Source organism: Marinimicrobium sp. LS-A18, assembly GCF_000463525.1.
Classification (GTDB): domain Bacteria; phylum Pseudomonadota; class Gammaproteobacteria; order Pseudomonadales; family Cellvibrionaceae; genus Marinimicrobium; species Marinimicrobium koreense.
In genome coordinates this window covers 1059036-1075097 of the sequence record NZ_AWEP01000002.1, presented here as the reverse complement: position 1 = coordinate 1075097, position 16062 = coordinate 1059036, and the positions used below count along the sequence as shown (strand labels likewise).

Here is a 16062-nt window from a genome sequence, read left to right as displayed (position 1 = left end):
GTTGCTCCTTTAACGCCATTCCGATTGGCGACGACGTTTGCCGATTGCCTGCAGAATCAGGGACAGGATGACACCGGCGACCAGAATGCCACCACCAAACAGCCAGTCCTGGTAGCGACGGTCCCGCTTCAAGCGTTCGTTGTCGGCCTGAACGACGTCGTAGCGGGTCTGCAAGACCTGATAGTTTTCGCTCAACTCCTGATGCTGATCGTGCAGGCCGACCGCGTCTGAGGACAGTGTGCGCAGCCGCTCATGCTCCTGCTGAAGTGCTTCGTATCGGGAACGCACATCGGACAGCTCGGCCTGTAACTGTTCCACCTGCTGCTGCGCCTCGGTCAGTTGATCGCGCAGCGCCTGGCTTTCTTGCGCGGCACGTTGAGCTCGCTGTTGAGCGCTGCTCAATTTGAGCTCGGCGGTGGGCTCCGCCATCAGGAACTGACTTCGGATCCAGCCTTCCTCGCCGTCCTCCAGACGGACCAGGCTCCAGTTTTCACCGTCGCTGCTCTGCTCCTCGCGGACCAGCTCCAGGCGCGTGCCACTGGGCAGCCCGCTGTGCACGATCCGGTACTGGTTGCCCATACCGCTGCGCAGCGGCACGTACAACACGTCGGAGATGTAGCGATCCTGAGCCTGGGCCGAGACGCTCAGTAAGGGCGAGGCCAGGGCGATGAGGCAGAGACTGATCAGAAGTTTGTTCACGCTGATACCCGTAGTCTTTTTAAGTTGGTTAAACGTCGGGATTGTACGCCAAAGACGGCACAAACCAAGTGGCACAGGCCACAAATTTCAACCTCAGTGACCGATGGCGCATCACTCTCACGGTCAGGGGAGTACCCGCTTGAACGGCTTGACGGTCACCCGGGCGTAAACCCCGGCGGAGACATAGGGGTCGGCATCCGCCCAGGTGCGCGCCTCCTCCAGCGAAGCAAACTCGGCGACCACCAAGCTGCCGGTAAAACCGGCCGCGCCGGGGTCTTCACTGTCGGTGGCCGGGTGGGGGCCGGCCAGTAACAGGCGGCCGGCGTCCTTGAGCGCGTTCAGTCGGGCCAGGTGATCGGTGCGAGCCCCTTTGCGCTTCTCCAGGCTGTTGGGAACGTCTTCGCTGATTATGGCATAAAACATGGTGGCTCCTTGTCAAACAGGTGAATTCCGGGGGTTAAGCCGGTGGGATCAGTTGTCGCTTCCGTCATTGATGACTTCGTCCAGACCCAGGTGGGTCAATTGCCGAATCCGACGGAACAGATAGAACAGGGCAAACATCATCACCAACATGGCGGGCACGGCAATGACTGGAAAACTGAGCGCGGTCATTTTGCCCAGCTCCTCGTTGAAGGCCACGGTGCCGGGATCGCTCACCAGAATGAGTTTGGCCAGCACGTAGTTCAGGAATGACGAGAGAAAAAATGAGCCGGCAATGAGATAGGAGGCATTGCGCAGGGTCTGCTCGAAGGCGCTCTCATTGTTGTATTCGCGCAGGGCAGCGGCGACTTTGTTTACCTTGAGTACTTTGTCGTTGTACAGAAAGGTTTTGACCAGCGGGTACCGGGTTTTCAGGGAGAACAGCGTGGCCAGGCCGATCAGCCCCGGGATGGCGGCTTCCTTGATGGCAATGTATTTCGGGTCGAGCTCCAGCAGACTGATGCCGCCGGTAAGCAGAATGCTGACAAAACCCAGGGCGGAGAATACGTTGAGTTTGCGGCTGACGATAAAATCCCGCGCACCGTAGATCAGCGGAAAGGCCAGGGCGACCACGATGCCCATTTTGATGCCCAGGTGCTCCTCGCCACTGAATTTGGTCAGGATGACGGTGGGAATCACAATGTTCAGCAGCAGGTTGGCCAGCAGGCTTTCCCGCTTGGGGTTAGGGCCGAGTTTGGCGGTTTTTTCGGTGACGCTGTCGCTGTCGGTCATTCGGGCCTCGATGTTGAAAGTCAGGGGTTGCAAGGTTCGTTGGCTCCCGGGCGCTCAGACGTGCCATAATGCCGCTTTTACGGCGGGAGCCCTGTTTTTGTACGATTTACACAGCCACAGTCACTGCTCAGACGGTATTTTAAGCCCTGAGGCGCTGATGTCGAGGGCCAGGGACCAGGGCGTGTCCGCGTTGGCGCTGACCGACCATGATACCGTGGAGGGCGTAAGCCGGGCCCGGGCTGCGGCCGCCGATATCGGTCTGACACTGATTCCCGGTATTGAGTTCTCCAGCCAATGGGGCAAAGGCGGGGTCCATATCGTCGGGCTGGGCATCGATATCGAGTCGCCGGCGCTGCAGGCGGCCATTCGGGGGCAGCAGGAGGCTCGTGAGAGTCGTGCTGAGGCCATCGCCGAGCGGCTTGAACAGCTCGGGATCCCCGGTGCCCTGGCCGGTGCGCGACGCGAATCCGATGGTGGCCAGCTCGGACGCCCCCATTTTGCACAGTTCCTGGTGGCTCAGGGGAAAGTAAAGGACGTGGGCGCCGCCTTCAAGAAGTATCTCGGTGCCGGTAAACCGGCCGATGTGAAATTCCAGTGGCCGGGCATGGAGCAGGTGATCGGCTGGATTCACGAAGCCGGTGGGCTCGCGGTGCTGGCGCACCCGAAGAAGTATCCGCTGACCCGGACCAAAATGTGCGCCCTGATTTCGGATTTTGCCGACCTAGGCGGCGACGCGCTGGAGGTGGTCAGCGGCCAGCAGCCCTCCGGGGTTGCCGATGATCTCGCACGCATTGCCGAGCGGGAAGGGCTTGCGGCCTCCTGTGGCAGTGACTTTCATCGCCCGGACGCTCCCTGGCAGGAGCTGGGGAATTTCGGTCCACTGCCCGAGCGCTGCCGACCGGTGTGGGACCTTCCCGGATTTGCGCCGTGAGCGACCCGCACGAGGTCAGATACACCCATGACAACAAGAGCACGATTATGGCCCAGTATTTTCAGATTCATCCGGATAACCCCCAGGATCGCCTGATCCGCCAGGCAGTCGATATTATTCGCAGCGGGGGCATCATTGCTTACCCGACCGATTCGGCCTACGCCCTGGGGTGCCATATCGGTGACAAAAACGCGCTGGATCGCATCCGCCAGATGCGTCGCCTGGATAAGCACCACAACTTTACCCTGATGTGTCGGGATCTTTCCGAGCTGGCGACCTTCGCCAAGGTGGATAATCAGGCCTTCCGGCTGCTGAAAAACCACACTCCTGGTCCCTTCACCTTCATCTTGCCGGGCACTTCGGAAGTGCCTCGCCGGCTGATGCACCCCAAAAGAAAAACCATCGGCCTGCGGGTGCCCGACAACCGGATTGCGCTCGCACTGATGGAGGCACTGGGTGAACCCCTGATGACCAGCAGTCTGCTGCTGCCCGGTGATGACCTGCCCATGAGCGATCCGGAGGATATTCGCGATCGGCTTGAGCATCAGCTGGAGCTGGTCATCGACGGGGGCAATTGCGGCCTCGAGCCGACCACGGTCATTGATCTGACCGGGGCCGTGCCCGAGGTCACCCGTCAGGGTAAGGGCGATGCCTCCGCGTTCATTCCGGATTAGACCCTGTCAGCAGGACCCGCGCGATGCCCCGCGAGCGCCGAGTAGGCCCCGGCGGGTTAAATCGTTATAATGCCCGGCCAGTGGCGTCAAGCCGCATGCCCGTCAACCCGTTAGCCATCCCGAGTAGCCTCGGGGCGAGAGAGTGAATGAGTTCATCCGCAGACAATACGGCCGAAGCAGCCGAGCGCGACGACCCGGCAGAGCAGCCGCCGGCGGCTGAGTTGACGCATCGCCCCAGCCAGGAGGAGATGCCCTTCGCGATTGTTCAGGGCAAGGCCTACACCGAGCTGCCCAAGGACCTGTACATTCCACCGGATGCCCTGGAAGTGTTCCTGGAAGCGTTCGAGGGGCCGCTGGATCTGTTGCTATACCTGATTCGGCGCCAGAACCTGGATATTCTGGACGTCGATGTGTCCGAAATCACCCGTCAGTACATGGCTTACGTGGAGCTGATGGACGCTGCGCACTTTGAGCTGGCGGCGGAGTATCTGGTGATGGCGGCCATGCTCGCGGAGATCAAATCGCGGATGCTGCTGCCTCGCTCCAGCGAGGAGGACGAGGAAGAAGAGGATCCCCGGGCGGCGCTGATCCGTCGTCTGCAGGAGTACGAGCGCTTCAAAGAAGCGGCCGAGGACCTGGATGAGCTGCCCCGGGTGGGGCGCGAGGTTTTCCAGGCCAGCGCGGAGGCGCCGGATCGGAACCTGACCCGCCCCGACCCGGATGTCGAGCTCAAGGAGATTCTCCTGGCGCTGTCCGAGGTGTTGCGGCGGGCCGATATGTTTGAAAGTCACCATGTGGAAAAGGAAAAGCTGTCCACCCGGGAACGAATGGCTCAGGTGCTGGACCGGTTGGCCCACAATCAGTTCATGCCCTTTGTTGCCTTGTTCCGTGTGGAAGAGGGCCGTCTTGGCGTCGTAGTGACGTTTCTGGCGGTCATGGAGCTGATCAAGGAATCCCTGGTGGAGATTGTCCAGAGCGAGCCGTTTGGCCCCATTCACGTCAAGGCCCGGGTGCAATAGCCATGCCCGGGTACTCCCGATCAATCAGTGTGAACCAAGCATGACCATGGAATCGACCCAGCTGCGCAATATTGTTGAAGGTGCTCTACTGGCCGCGGGCCAACCGCTGAATCTCAATCGACTCAAAGCCCTGTTCGAAGAGGGTGAAGAACCGGAGACCGAAGCGCTGAAATCGGCGCTGGAAGTCATCGCGGCGGATTGCGAGGGCCGGGGTTTCGAGTTGAAAGAGGTCGGCTCTGGCTGGCGCTTCCAGGTGCGGACCGAGGTGGCGCCCTGGATCAACCGACTGTGGGAAGAAAAACCCCAGAAGTACTCCCGGGCGCTACTGGAGACCCTGGCGTTGGTGGCCTATCGCCAGCCCATCACCCGCGGCGATATTGAAGAGATCCGCGGCGTCGCGGTCAGCTCCCATATCATCAAGACACTGACCGAGCGGGAGTGGATCAAGGTCGTCGGTCACCGGGATGTGCCGGGCCGTCCGTCCCTGTACGCCACCACCCGGCAATTTCTGGACTATTTCAATCTGAAAAGTCTGGACGAGTTGCCGAGCCTGGGTGAAATCCGCGACCTCAACGACATCAATGCGGCGCTGGACCTGGACACGGAAGCGGCGGGGAACAGCGATGGCGACACGAATGACGAGTCCGCTACTGAAGCGAGTCCCGAGGAAAACGTCGACGATAACGCGGCTGAGAGCCATGACCAGAACGACGGGGCTGAACACACTGCCGAGGCTGAAGCGGGTAGCGATGATCTCGACGAGACTCAGGCGCAGGCCGAGCCGGTGAACAACGGGGCGGAACCGTCCACTTCGGATGAGGTAGAGCACGCGGAAGCCGCAGAAGACGAAGCGACAGAAGAGGATGCCGATGAGTCGGCACCGTCAGAAACCGCTCAAGACCCGGACGGTGAGCAAGACCCGGAGGATGCGTCCCCCGAGACCGAATACTATGAAGGTTCGCTGTTTGAGCGCGACGAAACGAATGATACAGACGCCGAGCCGCGTCAGAACCCCGAGGCAGACCAATCGTCCCTATGAGTAAATCGAAACGACCGGGCCCCTTTGGGCCGTCGAGTAACACCAGCAAGCCAGCAGCCCCCGGCAAGAGCGGTCGTGGCGCTCCGCCAAAGGCCGCCAAAGGCAAGGCACCTGCGGCTCCCCGGGAAAAAAAGCCCGTGGCTGAGGCGCCGCTGGATGAAAAGCTGCAGAAAGTGTTGGCCCGCTCCGGGCTGGGTTCCCGCCGGGAAATGGAGCGCGCCATTGAGGCCGGTCTGGTAAAAGTCAATGACCGCCCGGCGCATCTGGGGGATCGAGTGACGCCCGATGACGCCATCTTTTTCAAGGGTGAGCGGGTACAGGTGCGCACCCAGGTATCCCGTCAGCGGGTGATTCTGTACAACAAGCCGGAAGGTGAAATCTGTTCCCGTCAGGACCCGGAAGGGCGGCGCACCGTGTTCGAAAACCTTCCTGCGCTGCAGGGTGAGCGCTGGATTTCGGTGGGGCGCCTGGACTACAACACCAGCGGCCTGCTGCTGTTCACTAACGACGGTGAGTTGGCCAACAAGTTGATGCACCCCTCCTCAGTGATTGACCGGGAATACCTGGTACGGATTCAGGGTGCCGTGGACGATGAAATGAAGCGTCAATTGGTGGAAGGCGTGCTGCTGGACGACGGCGTGGCCCGCTTCACCGATATTGTTGAGGGTGCCGGGGAAGGGCGCAACCGCTGGTTCTATTGCGTGGTGATGGAAGGGCGCAACCGGGAGGTTCGCCGCCTGTGGGAGTCCCAGGGGGTAAAAGTCAGCCGTCTGAAACGGGTGCGCTACGGGAATATTTTCATCCCCTCCCACGTCCGGGTAGGCCAGTGGATTGAACTGAATGACAAGGAAATTCGGGATCTTCTGCTGACCGCGGGGATTGAGCGGCCCAAAGTGAGCCGTCTGACACCGGACGAACGAAAGCGCATGGAGCGACAGGAAAAGCGTCTGCGAGCCGGAGTTGGCAAACGTTCTCCCGCCGCAAAACAGAAGAAACCCAGAGCGCCCAAGGACAGTTGAGCGCAGGCTAGCTGAGCCCCGCCTGGATGCAGGGGGCTTCACCGGTGTGGCAGGTCAATTCCATGGCCACCCGGTTGCGCCCCTGGGCCTTCGCCCGGTAGAGCGCCTGGTCCGCCCGGTCGAACAGGCTGTGGATGGAGGTTTCACCCTCCGGCTTGCGGGTGCTGACCCCGATGCTGACGGTGACTGACAGCCGCTCCCTGTCGGAAACCCAGGTCTGGACCGCATGGCGCAGACGCTCTGCGAAAATCCTGGCGCCGTTGGCATCGGTGCCGCTGAGCAGCACCACAAATTCCTCGCCTCCGTAGCGGTACACCAGATCGGTCTCCCGGCAGGCGTGGCTGATCGCTTTACCCACCTCTCTCAGAACCTGATCGCCCCGACTGTGGCCCCAGCGGTCATTGATCTGCTTGAAGTGATCCACGTCGACCAGCAACAGGGAAAATTCGCTGCCGCAACGTTCCGCCAGACGCAGCTCTCGGTGCAGTGCGGTATCCAGCGCGGCCCGGTTGCCCAGACCGGTCAGGGCATCCACCGAGGCCAGGCGCACGGCATTCTGGTAGTTGAGGGCGTTGCTCAGAGGGACCACCAGCAGGCTCAGCCACTCCTCGAGTCGCGCCAGCTCCAGCTCGGAAAACCGACGATCCCGATAGAACAGCAGTGAACCGAGGGGCTGGCCGGAGCCGTGCAACGCGTAATCACACTGGTGTCGCCCGGTATTGCCGATATCCACAATGCCCCCCGGCACCGGCGCTTCATAGCGCAGCCCTTTCAGACTCAACAGCGGTGCCACCCCGTCATAGAAACGGGTGACCATGGTGCCCGGTTCCTGGGTGGTCATCAGGCGCTGCAACAGGCGCAGTCGCTGCTCGGCAGCGTCTTTCTGGGGCGTACGAGGCTGTTGGCGATGTAGTGGTCGGGCGTCGTCTGGCATGAACGGGTTCGCTCTGTCTGTTGGTCACGTCTGCCGGGTAACGGAAATACCCTGTAACGCGGTACTTGAACAACCTTTCAAGCGATTTTTGTGCCAGATTCAGACGATGAGCTCTAACTCGTTGTTTTTATTAATAAAAATGAAGGGCGCTTTGACAGTTTTTGGCGTGTGAAACATCAAAATGCGATGCAGTGGCGGAATTTTGACAAGGTTTGCCGGCGGGCGGCCAAACTTTGCCGGTGCCGCCCGTTCAGCGCGTCAGCTTTCACTCACGGCGGGCAGACAGACACGGACGCAAAGCCCGCCTTCCGGCTGGTTCTGCGCATCAATGGTGCCCTGGTGCAGCGCGACACTGCGCTGGGCAATGGCCAGTCCGAGCCCGTAACCACCGCTTTCGCGGTTGCGGTCTTCGTCCGTGCGGTAGAACGGTTGGAAGATATCGGAGAGACTCTCCGCCGGCACCCCGGGCCCCTGGTCGCAGACCCGCACACAGTAGTGTGGATCGTCGGGTTTCTGGGCCGCATCGGCGCTGAGCGACAGGCTCACGGTCGTGGCCGGATCGGTGTAGTGCAGGGCGTTGCGCAGGATGTTCTCGAACACGCCGACCAGCATGTTGCCGTGGGTCGGGACCAGCGCTTCCTCCAAGTCCGATTCCAATACCAGGGCCACCCCCTTGCGCCGCGCTTCGGCCCCGTAGTTTTCCATCAGCGTTTCCAGCAGGGCCCGCAGGTCCAGCGTATCGTCCAGCTCCCAACCGCCGTTGTCGTGCACGGGCAGCGCCAGGATGTCGGAGATGACATCGCCCAGATAGTCGGCGGCTTTCTTGATCCGATCCAGTTCCTTGTCGACCGAACCATTGCTGCGCTGCTGGGCAATGCCGAGTGCCACCTGGAGTCGGGCCAGGGGAGAGCGAAGCTCGTGCGACACATCTTTGATCAGGCGCTTCTGCTCCAGCATGGCCTTCTCGAGCCGTTCGGTCATGTGGTCGAAATCCCGGCCCAGGCTCGCAATTTCATCCCGTCGTCCGGCAAAGTGGGGGCTGACGCGCACACTCAGATCGCCATTGGCGATCTGTTTGGTGGCTTTCTGCAGAGTGGCAACGCTGCGAGAAAAATGTCGGGCAAGGAAGTAGCAGGCTACCCCGCAGATCAGAATCGAGACCAGCAGTAGCGGCCAGATGTTGCTGATAAACAGCTGCCACATGATATCCGCTTCGGAGGGATCGTCGTGCGTCGACGAGACCGTAATCACCTTGATCTTTCGGCCATCATTGAGCGAGAGGTATCGGCCATAGATTTTCTGGTGGCCTTCAATATGCCGACCGTAGGGTTTGATGCTGGTCAGCTCGGGAATGAGCGCCTGGACACCCTGGGGTACCGGGCGATCCAACAGGTCTTCGCCCTGTTCGTCGACAATGTAGAAATACTGGGTGGACCAGCCGGGCATGGCCCTCATGTCCTGAATCAGTTCTTCGGTATTACGGTTGATGGCCGAGCCGACCATCTGAAACAGCAGGCGACGGGCCGGGGCGTAGTCCTTGTCGTAGCTGGTTTTGTGCATTTTGGTATCGGGTGCAAGATCAAACCAGTGCACCAGCACATTGGTGGCCACAATGATCATGGCCGTGATCAGCCAGAAGGTGAAAAATACTTTCAGGTAAAGTCGTGTCATGCGGAGGCGAGGCCACCTTCGTGGGTATCGTTCAGGGTGAGCATATAACCGGCGCCGCGGACGTTGATGATCATTTCCCGGCGGGCTCCGGCACTGGTCAGCTTTTTGCGGATATTACTGACGTGCACGTCGATACTGCGGTCGTAGGGGGTCAGTTTGCGGTTCAGGGCCTGCTCGGTGAGCTCATCCTTGCTGATCACCTGGCCGGCCTGGCGAACCAGCAGCTCCAGCACGCTGAACTCGGTGCCGGTCAGGGGGACATCGTGATCCTGCCAGTGGGCGCTGCGGCTACCCAGGTGCAGGCGCAGTGCCTCCACCTGCAGGGTTTCGGCGCCGCCCGGTGACTGCACCGCGCTGCCGGCCCGGCGCAGCACGGCCCGCAGGCGGGCAACCAGCTCCCGGGGATCACAGGGCTTGGGCAGGTAGTCATCGGCCCCGATTTCCAGGCCCACGACCCGATCGATGGTGTCTCCCTTGGCGGTGAGCATGAGCACCGGGGTGGTGTACTTCTGCCGCACCGACTTGAGCACGTCAAATCCGCTGCGCTTGGGCAGCATCACATCCAGGATGATCGCCGCGTAATGGCCGCGGTTGACTTGCTCCAGCGCCTGCTCGCCGTCGTGGGCAACGTCCACTTCGAACCCCTCTGCAGTCAGATACTCGTTGAGTAGCTGGCAGAGTTCCTGGTCATCGTCGATCAGTAGCAGTTTCACCATGGTAGTGTCGGTTCTTGCCTCGTTTGAATGCCAAGTGTGTAGTGTGCTACAGCCTCCGCCGTCTGTCATGGCGTGGGACACAATTTAACCTTTTTTAACATGGCTCCCGCACTTGCCTGCCGGGGCCAGAATTGGGAGAATTCCCGTCCATCCGGAGTGATACCAGCAGAGGTGCATGTGGCGCAGATAGGCTTGTTTTTTGGAAGCGACGAGGGTAACACCGAACGGGTGGCTTACCTGATCCAGCAGTGTCTGGGGGAGGATGTGGTCGCCGTGCACGATATCGCCGATGTGACCCAACTGGATCTGGCGGATTACAACCAGATGATTCTCGGCATCCCGACCTGGGATTTCGGACAGATTCAGTCGGATTGGGAAGAGTTCTGGGATGATGTGGCTGAAGTGGACTTCAGTGGCAAGACCATCGCGCTGTTTGGCCTGGGTGATCAGTTTGGTTACGGTGACTACTTCCTTGATGCCATGGGAATGTTGCACGATGTGGTGGTCGCCGGCGGCGCCACTATCGTGGGGCACTGGCCCACAGAAGGCTATGATTTCGAGGCGTCCAAGGCCGAAATTCCCGGCGAGGGCCTGTTCGTCGGCTTGGCTCTGGATGAAGATCAGCAGGAAGAACTGACCCTCAGCCGGCTGAATCTCTGGTGCGAGCAGATCCATCAGGCATTTGGGTTGACTACTCCCTTGAGTTCGCTGAGCGACGACTGACCCGATTCAGGTCTCGGCGATAAACACCGCCCGAACCGGAGCGGGATGGCCCTCGGCGGTTCGGCTGGGATCATCCGGGTCCAGAAACTCCGGCAGTGAGTGAAACCTCATCCAGTCAGTGGCGCGCTGCTCTTCCGTAGTGGTGGGGCAGAAATCGACCATGCGCGGGTTCCGGAAACCGGCTTTGCGCAGCCAGCTCAGAAGACTCGGGCCGCTGGGTAAAAACCACACGTTATTCATTTTTGCGTATCGGCCTTCGGGCACCAACACTTCACCCAATCCACCGTCGATCACCAGCGTCTCCAGTACCACTTGGCCGCCGGGGCGCAGCGCTTCTTTCAACTCCCGAAGGTGATCCATGGGGGAGCGCCGGTGATAGAGAACACCCATCGAGAAGACGGTATCGAAGGCCTCCAGTTTGGCGGGGAGGGCTTCTATGCCGACCGGTACCACGTCCACCGGCGGGTTCCCGCCGAGCAACCGTTTAATGGCGAGAAACTGCACGACAAAACGCGGTGATGGATCAATGCCGATGACCCGGGATGCGCCCGCGCCGAGCATTCGCCAGCAGTGATAGCCGTTGCCACAGCCCACATCCAGCACCCGTCGATGGGTCAGGTCCGCCAGGTGTGGGCTGACCCGATCCCACTTCCAGTCCGAGCGCCACTCGGTATCCAGATGAATACCGTGGAGGTGGTAGGGCCCCTTGCGCCAGGGAATCAACGCTTCCAGTGCGCGTCGCAACTGCTGGCGGGTGTCGGCATCGAGCTCGTCATCGGTCTCGATTCGAACCTCGTGGTTCAGCTCGATCGAGTCGGCATGGATGTCGGGCAACTGGTTCAGTGCATTGAGCCAGTCGGGAAGGTCACCGTAGCGACGGGTGTCCAGTCCCCGACGGATCTGCTCCGGCAGTTGTTCAGCCCAGCGAGACAGGACCGGGTCGAGGCGAAGCGTCTCGAGCAGGGTGTGGTAATACTCAATCATTTGATAGCAATCATCGATGCGAAATTGAAACACTGGAACCAGACGTCCACGCTGGTAAACCCGGCCTGGCGGAGACGGTCGCGATGGGTTTCGAGCGTTTCCGGGATCAGGACCTCTTCCAGCGCACTGCGCTTCTGGGCGATTTCCAGATCGCTGTAGCCGTTGGCGCGTTTGAAGTTGTGATGCAGCTCGATCATCAGCTCATTGTGCAGCGGATCCTTGAACGCCACTTTTTCCGACAGGATCAGAATGCCGCCGGGCTGCAGGCCCTCGGCGATCTGGTCGAGCACGGCCTGACGCTCGGCCGGGGGGATGAACTGCAGAGTGAAGTTCAGGACCGCCATGGAGGCGCCGCTGATCGGGGTGCTCTGCAGGTCGGTACAGAGCAGCTGCACCGGGGGTTCGGCGGTGTCGGCGGCGAGCACCTGGCGGCATCGTTCAATCATGGCGGGCGAGTTGTCCACCGCCACTATGTCGCAGTTACTGGCGCGAATCCGGTGTCGCATGGCCAGGGTGGCGGCCCCCAGGGAGCACCCGAGGTCGTAGCAGCGACTGTTCGAGGTCGCGTAGCGCTCGGCGAGGTCACCGATCATATTGATGATGGTGGCGTAGCCCGGGACCGAGCGCTTGATCATATCCGGAAAGACCTCCACGACCTTCTGATCGAAGGCAAAACGGCTGACTTCGGCGAGTGGATCGGCGTAGAGCTGGTCGGAGCGGTTGTCGGACATCGGCATTTCCAGGTGAATCGGGCGAGTTCAGGCGCGAATTGTACCGATTGCGGTCCCGAATTGGCAGAGCCCGCCTGTCACGGAATTGTCACATCGATGTTTCACCATGCAGAAATGTCTGCCAATCTCTCGTCCTGTCTGGCCAATGGCCCGTTTTCCCCGGTATCCGCCCCCTCGGAGGCGTTGCAACGCCTGATTGACCGGAAGCAGCTGACGCCTCTGTTCCAGCCCATCATCGCACTGGATGGTGGCAGGATCGTTGGTTACGAAGCGCTCATTCGGGGGCCCGAGGACAGCGACCTGCACAGCCCGGCCCAGTTGTTTGACGCGGCCCGGTGCAGTCAGCAACTGGCCGCACTGGAATACGCCTGTCGGGAAGTGGCCTGCGAGTCTTTTGTGGCACAGGCGCTGCCGGGTAAGCTGTTTCTCAATATGTCGCCATTGAGCTTTACCGACCGGCACTACCGGGAAGGGGTCACCCGGGAGATTCTGACCCGGGTCGGTCTGGATCCCGAGCGGGTGGTGTTTGAGTTGACCGAACGCCAGCCGCTGGATGAGTTTGTCTCGCTCCGGGCGGCCACGGATCACTTTCGCCACCAGGGGTTCGCGGTGGCACTGGATGATCTGGGCGCCGGCTACGCGGGGCTGCGGGTCTGGAGTGAGCTCAATCCCGATTACGTCAAAATTGATCGACATTTTATCAGCGATATCGATGCCGATCCGGTCAAGCGGGAGTTTGTGCGCGCCATGCTGGATATTGCGCACCGGCTCGGGAACCGGGTGATTGCCGAGGGTATCGAGCGCGAAGAGGAGCTGCGCACGCTCGCCGCACTGGGGGTCGAGTATGTGCAGGGATACCTGCTGCTGAGGCCCTGCAGCCACCCGCCCAGGCAGATGGTGGGGCTGGAGGGGCTGGTCGGTTTTCGGCCGCGATTGCACGACACCTTCACCTTCCGCCAGCGGGTCGGTGACATTGTTCAGTACGCCGAGGCCGTCGAGCCAACGGTTTCAACCCTGTCGGTGGTCGAACGGTTTCGGGCCGATCAGCAACTGACCTGCCTGCCGGTCGTGGAAGAGGATCGGCCTTTGGGGATGGTCAGCCGCAGCGAGCTTTTGAACATCTTCTCGCATCGATACTCCTACGAACTGCACGCGGGCAAGCCGATCTCGACCTTCATCTGTAAGCGCACCATCCGGGTTGATGTTGATTGTGAACTGAAACTGGCCGGCCAGATGGTCACGGAAGATCCCCTGCAGAACCTGAGTGTTGATCTGCTGGTAGAGCGGGAGGGCCGCTATGCCGGCGTCGTGCGGGTGGGACGGCTGTTGCGCTGTATCACTGAGGAAAAAATGCGCCTGGCGAGACACAGCAACCCGCTGACCCAGCTCCCGGGGAACGTTCCTTTGTACGAGTGGATAGACCAGTTACTGCTCGATGCCCGTCCCTTTACGGTCGCTTACTGCGATATCAACCAGTTCAAACCGTTCAACGATGCCTTCGGTTACGGTCTGGGTGACGACGTGATCCTGATGCTGGGGACTCTTCTGGCCCAGCATGCCCATGAATCTCTGGATTTTGTCGGACATGTCGGTGGTGATGATTTTGTCGTGGTCTTTCGCAGTGATGATTGGCGCGTTCGCTGCCAGCGCATTCTGGCGCAGTTCCTCGAGGACGCGGTCGACCTCATGCCCCCGGAGCAGAAAGACTACTGGAGCCACGACCGCACTGGCCAGCGTCAGCGCTTCGGCCCTCTGACGCTGTCCATCGGTTGTGTGACGCCTGATCCCGTGCACTGTAAAACCCATCATCAGGTAGCGCAGCTACTGGCCGAGGCGAAACACAGCGCCAAGGCGCTGGGTGGCAACTCGCTGTTTGAGTCCCGCCGGCGCCAGCCCGCCTGACCCGGACCGCCGCAGGCCCCTGAATTTTCTTGATTTTCTGTTCCCCCCTCGGTAAATACGCTATTCTGTGGACAGGCGTTGATGCCCTGTATGACACGGTTCCGGAGACTTCGCTATGGCCTATGCGGGCTACAAAAAGCTGCACGCACTGATTGTGGACGACTTTGACAGCTTTCGCATGACCGTCAGCAAAATGCTTCAGGAAATGGGCGTAAACTCGATTGATACCGCCAGCAATGGCGCTGAAGCCCTGCGCCTGTGCAAGGCCAAAATGTACGACCTGATACTGTGCGACCACAACTTGGGGAAGGGAAAAACGGGGCAGCAGGTACTCGAAGATCTTCGCTATCACAAAATTCTTGATCCCACGGCCGTTTTTATCCTGATTTCGGCGGAGTCCAGCCGCAGTATGGTGATGGCCGCCTACGACTCGGAGCCGGATGAATACCTGGCCAAACCGATCACCACCCGATCCCTGCAGCGGCGTCTCGATCGCCTGATGGCCCGGCGCGACAAGCTGACGCCGGTGTATCGGGCCATCAATGGCAAGCAGTTTGATGTCGCCATTCAGCTGTGTCGCAAAGAAGTGGCCTCCGACGGCCGGTTCGCGGCTCACTGCCAGAAAATGCTCGGTCACCTGTATCTCGAGATGGGAGATGTTGATGCCGCCGAGGCGCTGTATCGCGAAGCGCTCGAGCACCGCTCACTGGACTGGGCGATGGTCGGCATGGCGGAGGTCAAGCGCGCGCGGGGCGACCTTTTGGGGGCGCAGCAATGGTTGGAAGAAACCGTGCAGGAACACCCGTTGTTCATGAAGGCCTATGACCTGCAGGCGCAAATATGTCGCGAGCAGGGCGCCCGTGACCGTCTGCAGAAAGTGCTTGAACACGCCGTTGAAGTCTCTCCGCTAGCGATTTTGCGGCAGCAGACCCTGGCCGAAACGGCGATGGAAAACCACGATGTGGTTACCGCGGCAACGGCCTACCGCAAAGCCGTTCGACTGGGTGAGAACTCGGTGTATGACCGGGCCGAGGTTCACCTGGACTTTGCCCGGGCGACGGCGACGCTGTTCGCCGAAGACAAAACACTGGCCAAACAATACGCCCGGGATGCGCTGAAAACCCTCAGCGATTACGAGCAGCGGTTTGGTAAACAGACCGATCGTAAAGCGGAAGCGTTGTTGATTGAAGCGCAGATCGCAGCGGGGCAGGGCGATAAAAAACTGGCGGAGCAGTTACTTGAGCAGACTCAATCGCTGCTGGCGGATGAGGGCCTGGTCCTGAGCCTGGATGCGTCGCTCGAGCTGGCCAAGACCTATCGCGCTACGGAGCGCGCCACCGAAGCCAGCGAGTTGCTGGATGAGTTGACGTCGCTGCACGCCGGGCAGGAACGCGACCTGGAAAAAATTGACCGGCTGCTGGAAGAACCGGTCAGTCATAAAAACCGGCAGCTGGTGGCCGAAATCAACCAGCGCGGCATCAGCTTCTATGAGCAGCAACAGTACCGGGACGCGATTGAATGCTTCGATGAAGCGTTGCGCAAGTTCCCGCGACATATCGGGGTTCGCCTTAACCTCGCTCAGGCGTTGTTGGATAAAATCGACCGGGAAGGTGTGCATGAGAGCGACCTGGCCAAAGTGTCGGTCACCCTTCAGTTTGTGACCGACACCATTCTGCCCAACCACGAGCAATTCCGTCGCTTCCGGCAGCTTCAGGATCTGCATCGGCAAGTCGAGCACAAAGTCAAAATCGGTAGTTGAGGGTAGAGGTGACATCGGTGCATCACACTCTGAACACCAACAAGGGGAG

16 protein-coding genes are annotated in these 16062 nt (G+C 60.4%); 8 read left to right on the top strand and 8 right to left on the bottom strand.

What is annotated here, in order from left to right; translation table 11 throughout:
* Positions 1–9: 9 nt before the first annotated feature.
* From N645_RS0104740 to N645_RS0104730, 3 genes are all read right to left on the bottom strand, one after another.
* A complete protein-coding gene (locus N645_RS0104740) occupies positions 10–699 on the bottom strand; it encodes a TIGR04211 family SH3 domain-containing protein (protein ID WP_024460367.1) in 690 nt (229 codons plus the stop codon).
* 123 nt (positions 700–822) lie between these two features.
* Positions 823–1122 carry a YciI family protein gene (locus N645_RS0104735; protein ID WP_024460366.1) on the bottom strand — a complete coding sequence of 100 codons (300 nt, stop codon included), beginning with the start codon at positions 1120–1122 and terminating at the stop codon, positions 823–825.
* A 48-nt stretch (positions 1123–1170) separates the two neighbouring features.
* Positions 1171–1911 carry a VC0807 family protein gene (locus N645_RS0104730; RefSeq protein WP_024460365.1) on the bottom strand — a complete coding sequence of 247 codons (741 nt, stop codon included), beginning with the start codon at positions 1909–1911 and terminating at the stop codon, positions 1171–1173.
* Between the two features lie 97 nt (positions 1912–2008).
* On the opposite strand from N645_RS0104730, the gene N645_RS0104725 reads away from it, so the two are divergent.
* The 5 genes from N645_RS0104725 (at position 2009) to rluB (ending at position 6593) form a co-directional block, all read left to right on the top strand.
* Complete coding sequence (locus N645_RS0104725; protein ID WP_255327661.1) at positions 2009–2842, top strand: PHP domain-containing protein; 834 nt, start codon at positions 2009–2011, stop codon at positions 2840–2842.
* A gap of 47 nt (positions 2843–2889) precedes the next feature.
* Positions 2890–3516 (top strand): L-threonylcarbamoyladenylate synthase, encoded by a 627-nt coding sequence (locus N645_RS0104720; protein ID WP_024460363.1) that lies wholly within the window; start codon positions 2890–2892, stop codon positions 3514–3516.
* A 146-nt stretch (positions 3517–3662) separates the two neighbouring features.
* Positions 3663–4535, top strand: a complete 873-nt coding sequence (locus tag N645_RS16615) for a ScpA family protein (RefSeq protein WP_238559199.1) — start codon at positions 3663–3665, stop codon at positions 4533–4535.
* Between the two features lie 40 nt (positions 4536–4575).
* Positions 4576–5574 carry an SMC-Scp complex subunit ScpB gene (gene scpB / locus N645_RS18280; RefSeq protein ID WP_024460362.1) on the top strand — a complete coding sequence of 333 codons (999 nt, stop codon included), beginning with the start codon at positions 4576–4578 and terminating at the stop codon, positions 5572–5574.
* Positions 5571–6593, top strand: coding sequence for a 23S rRNA pseudouridine(2605) synthase RluB (gene rluB / locus N645_RS0104705; protein ID WP_081665864.1), 1023 nt, complete (start codon positions 5571–5573; stop codon positions 6591–6593). The genes scpB and rluB overlap by 4 nt, the downstream gene beginning before the upstream one ends.
* 7 nt (positions 6594–6600) lie before the next feature.
* Here the strand turns inward: rluB and N645_RS0104700 are convergent, their stop codons facing one another.
* The 3 genes from N645_RS0104700 to N645_RS0104690 all read right to left on the bottom strand — a co-directional run bounded on the left by N645_RS0104700 (position 6601) and on the right by N645_RS0104690 (position 9914).
* On the bottom strand, positions 6601–7527 hold the full coding sequence (locus N645_RS0104700) for a GGDEF domain-containing protein (RefSeq protein ID WP_024460360.1): 927 nt from the start codon (positions 7525–7527) through the stop codon (positions 6601–6603).
* A 258-nt stretch (positions 7528–7785) separates the two neighbouring features.
* Positions 7786–9198, bottom strand: a complete 1413-nt coding sequence (locus tag N645_RS0104695) for an ATP-binding protein (protein ID WP_024460359.1) — start codon at positions 9196–9198, stop codon at positions 7786–7788.
* Positions 9195–9914 (bottom strand): response regulator transcription factor, encoded by a 720-nt coding sequence (locus N645_RS0104690; protein WP_024460358.1) that lies wholly within the window; start codon positions 9912–9914, stop codon positions 9195–9197. The genes N645_RS0104695 and N645_RS0104690 overlap by 4 nt, the downstream gene beginning before the upstream one ends.
* A 177-nt stretch (positions 9915–10091) precedes the next feature.
* On the opposite strand from N645_RS0104690, the gene N645_RS0104685 reads away from it, so the two are divergent.
* Complete coding sequence (locus N645_RS0104685; protein ID WP_024460357.1) at positions 10092–10637, top strand: flavodoxin; 546 nt, start codon at positions 10092–10094, stop codon at positions 10635–10637.
* Positions 10638–10643: 6 nt separating this feature from the next.
* Here the strand turns inward: N645_RS0104685 and cmoB are convergent, their stop codons facing one another.
* Together cmoB and cmoA are read right to left on the bottom strand one after the other, a co-directional pair.
* A complete protein-coding gene (cmoB, locus tag N645_RS0104680) occupies positions 10644–11621 on the bottom strand; it encodes a tRNA 5-methoxyuridine(34)/uridine 5-oxyacetic acid(34) synthase CmoB (protein WP_024460356.1) in 978 nt (325 codons plus the stop codon).
* Positions 11618–12352 (bottom strand): carboxy-S-adenosyl-L-methionine synthase CmoA, encoded by a 735-nt coding sequence (gene cmoA / locus N645_RS0104675; RefSeq protein ID WP_024460355.1) that lies wholly within the window; start codon positions 12350–12352, stop codon positions 11618–11620. The genes cmoB and cmoA overlap by 4 nt, the downstream gene beginning before the upstream one ends.
* A 96-nt stretch (positions 12353–12448) precedes the next feature.
* On the opposite strand from cmoA, the gene N645_RS0104670 reads away from it, so the two are divergent.
* Together N645_RS0104670 and N645_RS0104665 are read left to right on the top strand one after the other, a co-directional pair.
* Positions 12449–14254 carry a bifunctional diguanylate cyclase/phosphodiesterase gene (locus N645_RS0104670; RefSeq protein ID WP_238559198.1) on the top strand — a complete coding sequence of 602 codons (1806 nt, stop codon included), beginning with the start codon at positions 12449–12451 and terminating at the stop codon, positions 14252–14254.
* 115 nt (positions 14255–14369) lie between these two features.
* Positions 14370–16013, top strand: coding sequence for a tetratricopeptide repeat-containing response regulator (locus N645_RS0104665; RefSeq protein WP_024460353.1), 1644 nt, complete (start codon positions 14370–14372; stop codon positions 16011–16013).
* Positions 16014–16062 lie beyond the last annotated feature (49 nt).

What these genes read in the sequence shown, in the direction of transcription:
- N645_RS0104735 (WP_024460366.1), bottom strand. Translation starts at nt 1,122, where the DNA reads ATGTTTTATGCCATAATCAGCGAAGACGTTCCCAACAGCCTGGAGAAG.
- N645_RS0104730 (WP_024460365.1), bottom strand. Translation starts at nt 1,911, where the DNA reads ATGACCGACAGCGACAGCGTCACCGAAAAAACCGCCAAACTCGGCCCT.
- N645_RS0104720 (WP_024460363.1), top strand. Translation starts at nt 2,890, where the DNA reads ATGGCCCAGTATTTTCAGATTCATCCGGATAACCCCCAGGATCGCCTG.
- N645_RS16615 (WP_238559199.1), top strand. Translation starts at nt 3,663, where the DNA reads ATGAGTTCATCCGCAGACAATACGGCCGAAGCAGCCGAGCGCGACGAC.
- scpB (WP_024460362.1), top strand. Translation starts at nt 4,576, where the DNA reads ATGACCATGGAATCGACCCAGCTGCGCAATATTGTTGAAGGTGCTCTA.
- rluB (WP_081665864.1), top strand. Translation starts at nt 5,571, where the DNA reads ATGAGTAAATCGAAACGACCGGGCCCCTTTGGGCCGTCGAGTAACACC.
- N645_RS0104700 (WP_024460360.1), bottom strand. Translation starts at nt 7,527, where the DNA reads ATGCCAGACGACGCCCGACCACTACATCGCCAACAGCCTCGTACGCCC.
- N645_RS0104695 (WP_024460359.1), bottom strand. Translation starts at nt 9,198, where the DNA reads ATGACACGACTTTACCTGAAAGTATTTTTCACCTTCTGGCTGATCACG.
- N645_RS0104690 (WP_024460358.1), bottom strand. Translation starts at nt 9,914, where the DNA reads ATGGTGAAACTGCTACTGATCGACGATGACCAGGAACTCTGCCAGCTA.
- cmoB (WP_024460356.1), bottom strand. Translation starts at nt 11,621, where the DNA reads ATGATTGAGTATTACCACACCCTGCTCGAGACGCTTCGCCTCGACCCG.
- cmoA (WP_024460355.1), bottom strand. Translation starts at nt 12,352, where the DNA reads ATGTCCGACAACCGCTCCGACCAGCTCTACGCCGATCCACTCGCCGAA.
- N645_RS0104670 (WP_238559198.1), top strand. Translation starts at nt 12,449, where the DNA reads ATGTTTCACCATGCAGAAATGTCTGCCAATCTCTCGTCCTGTCTGGCC.
- N645_RS0104665 (WP_024460353.1), top strand. Translation starts at nt 14,370, where the DNA reads ATGGCCTATGCGGGCTACAAAAAGCTGCACGCACTGATTGTGGACGAC.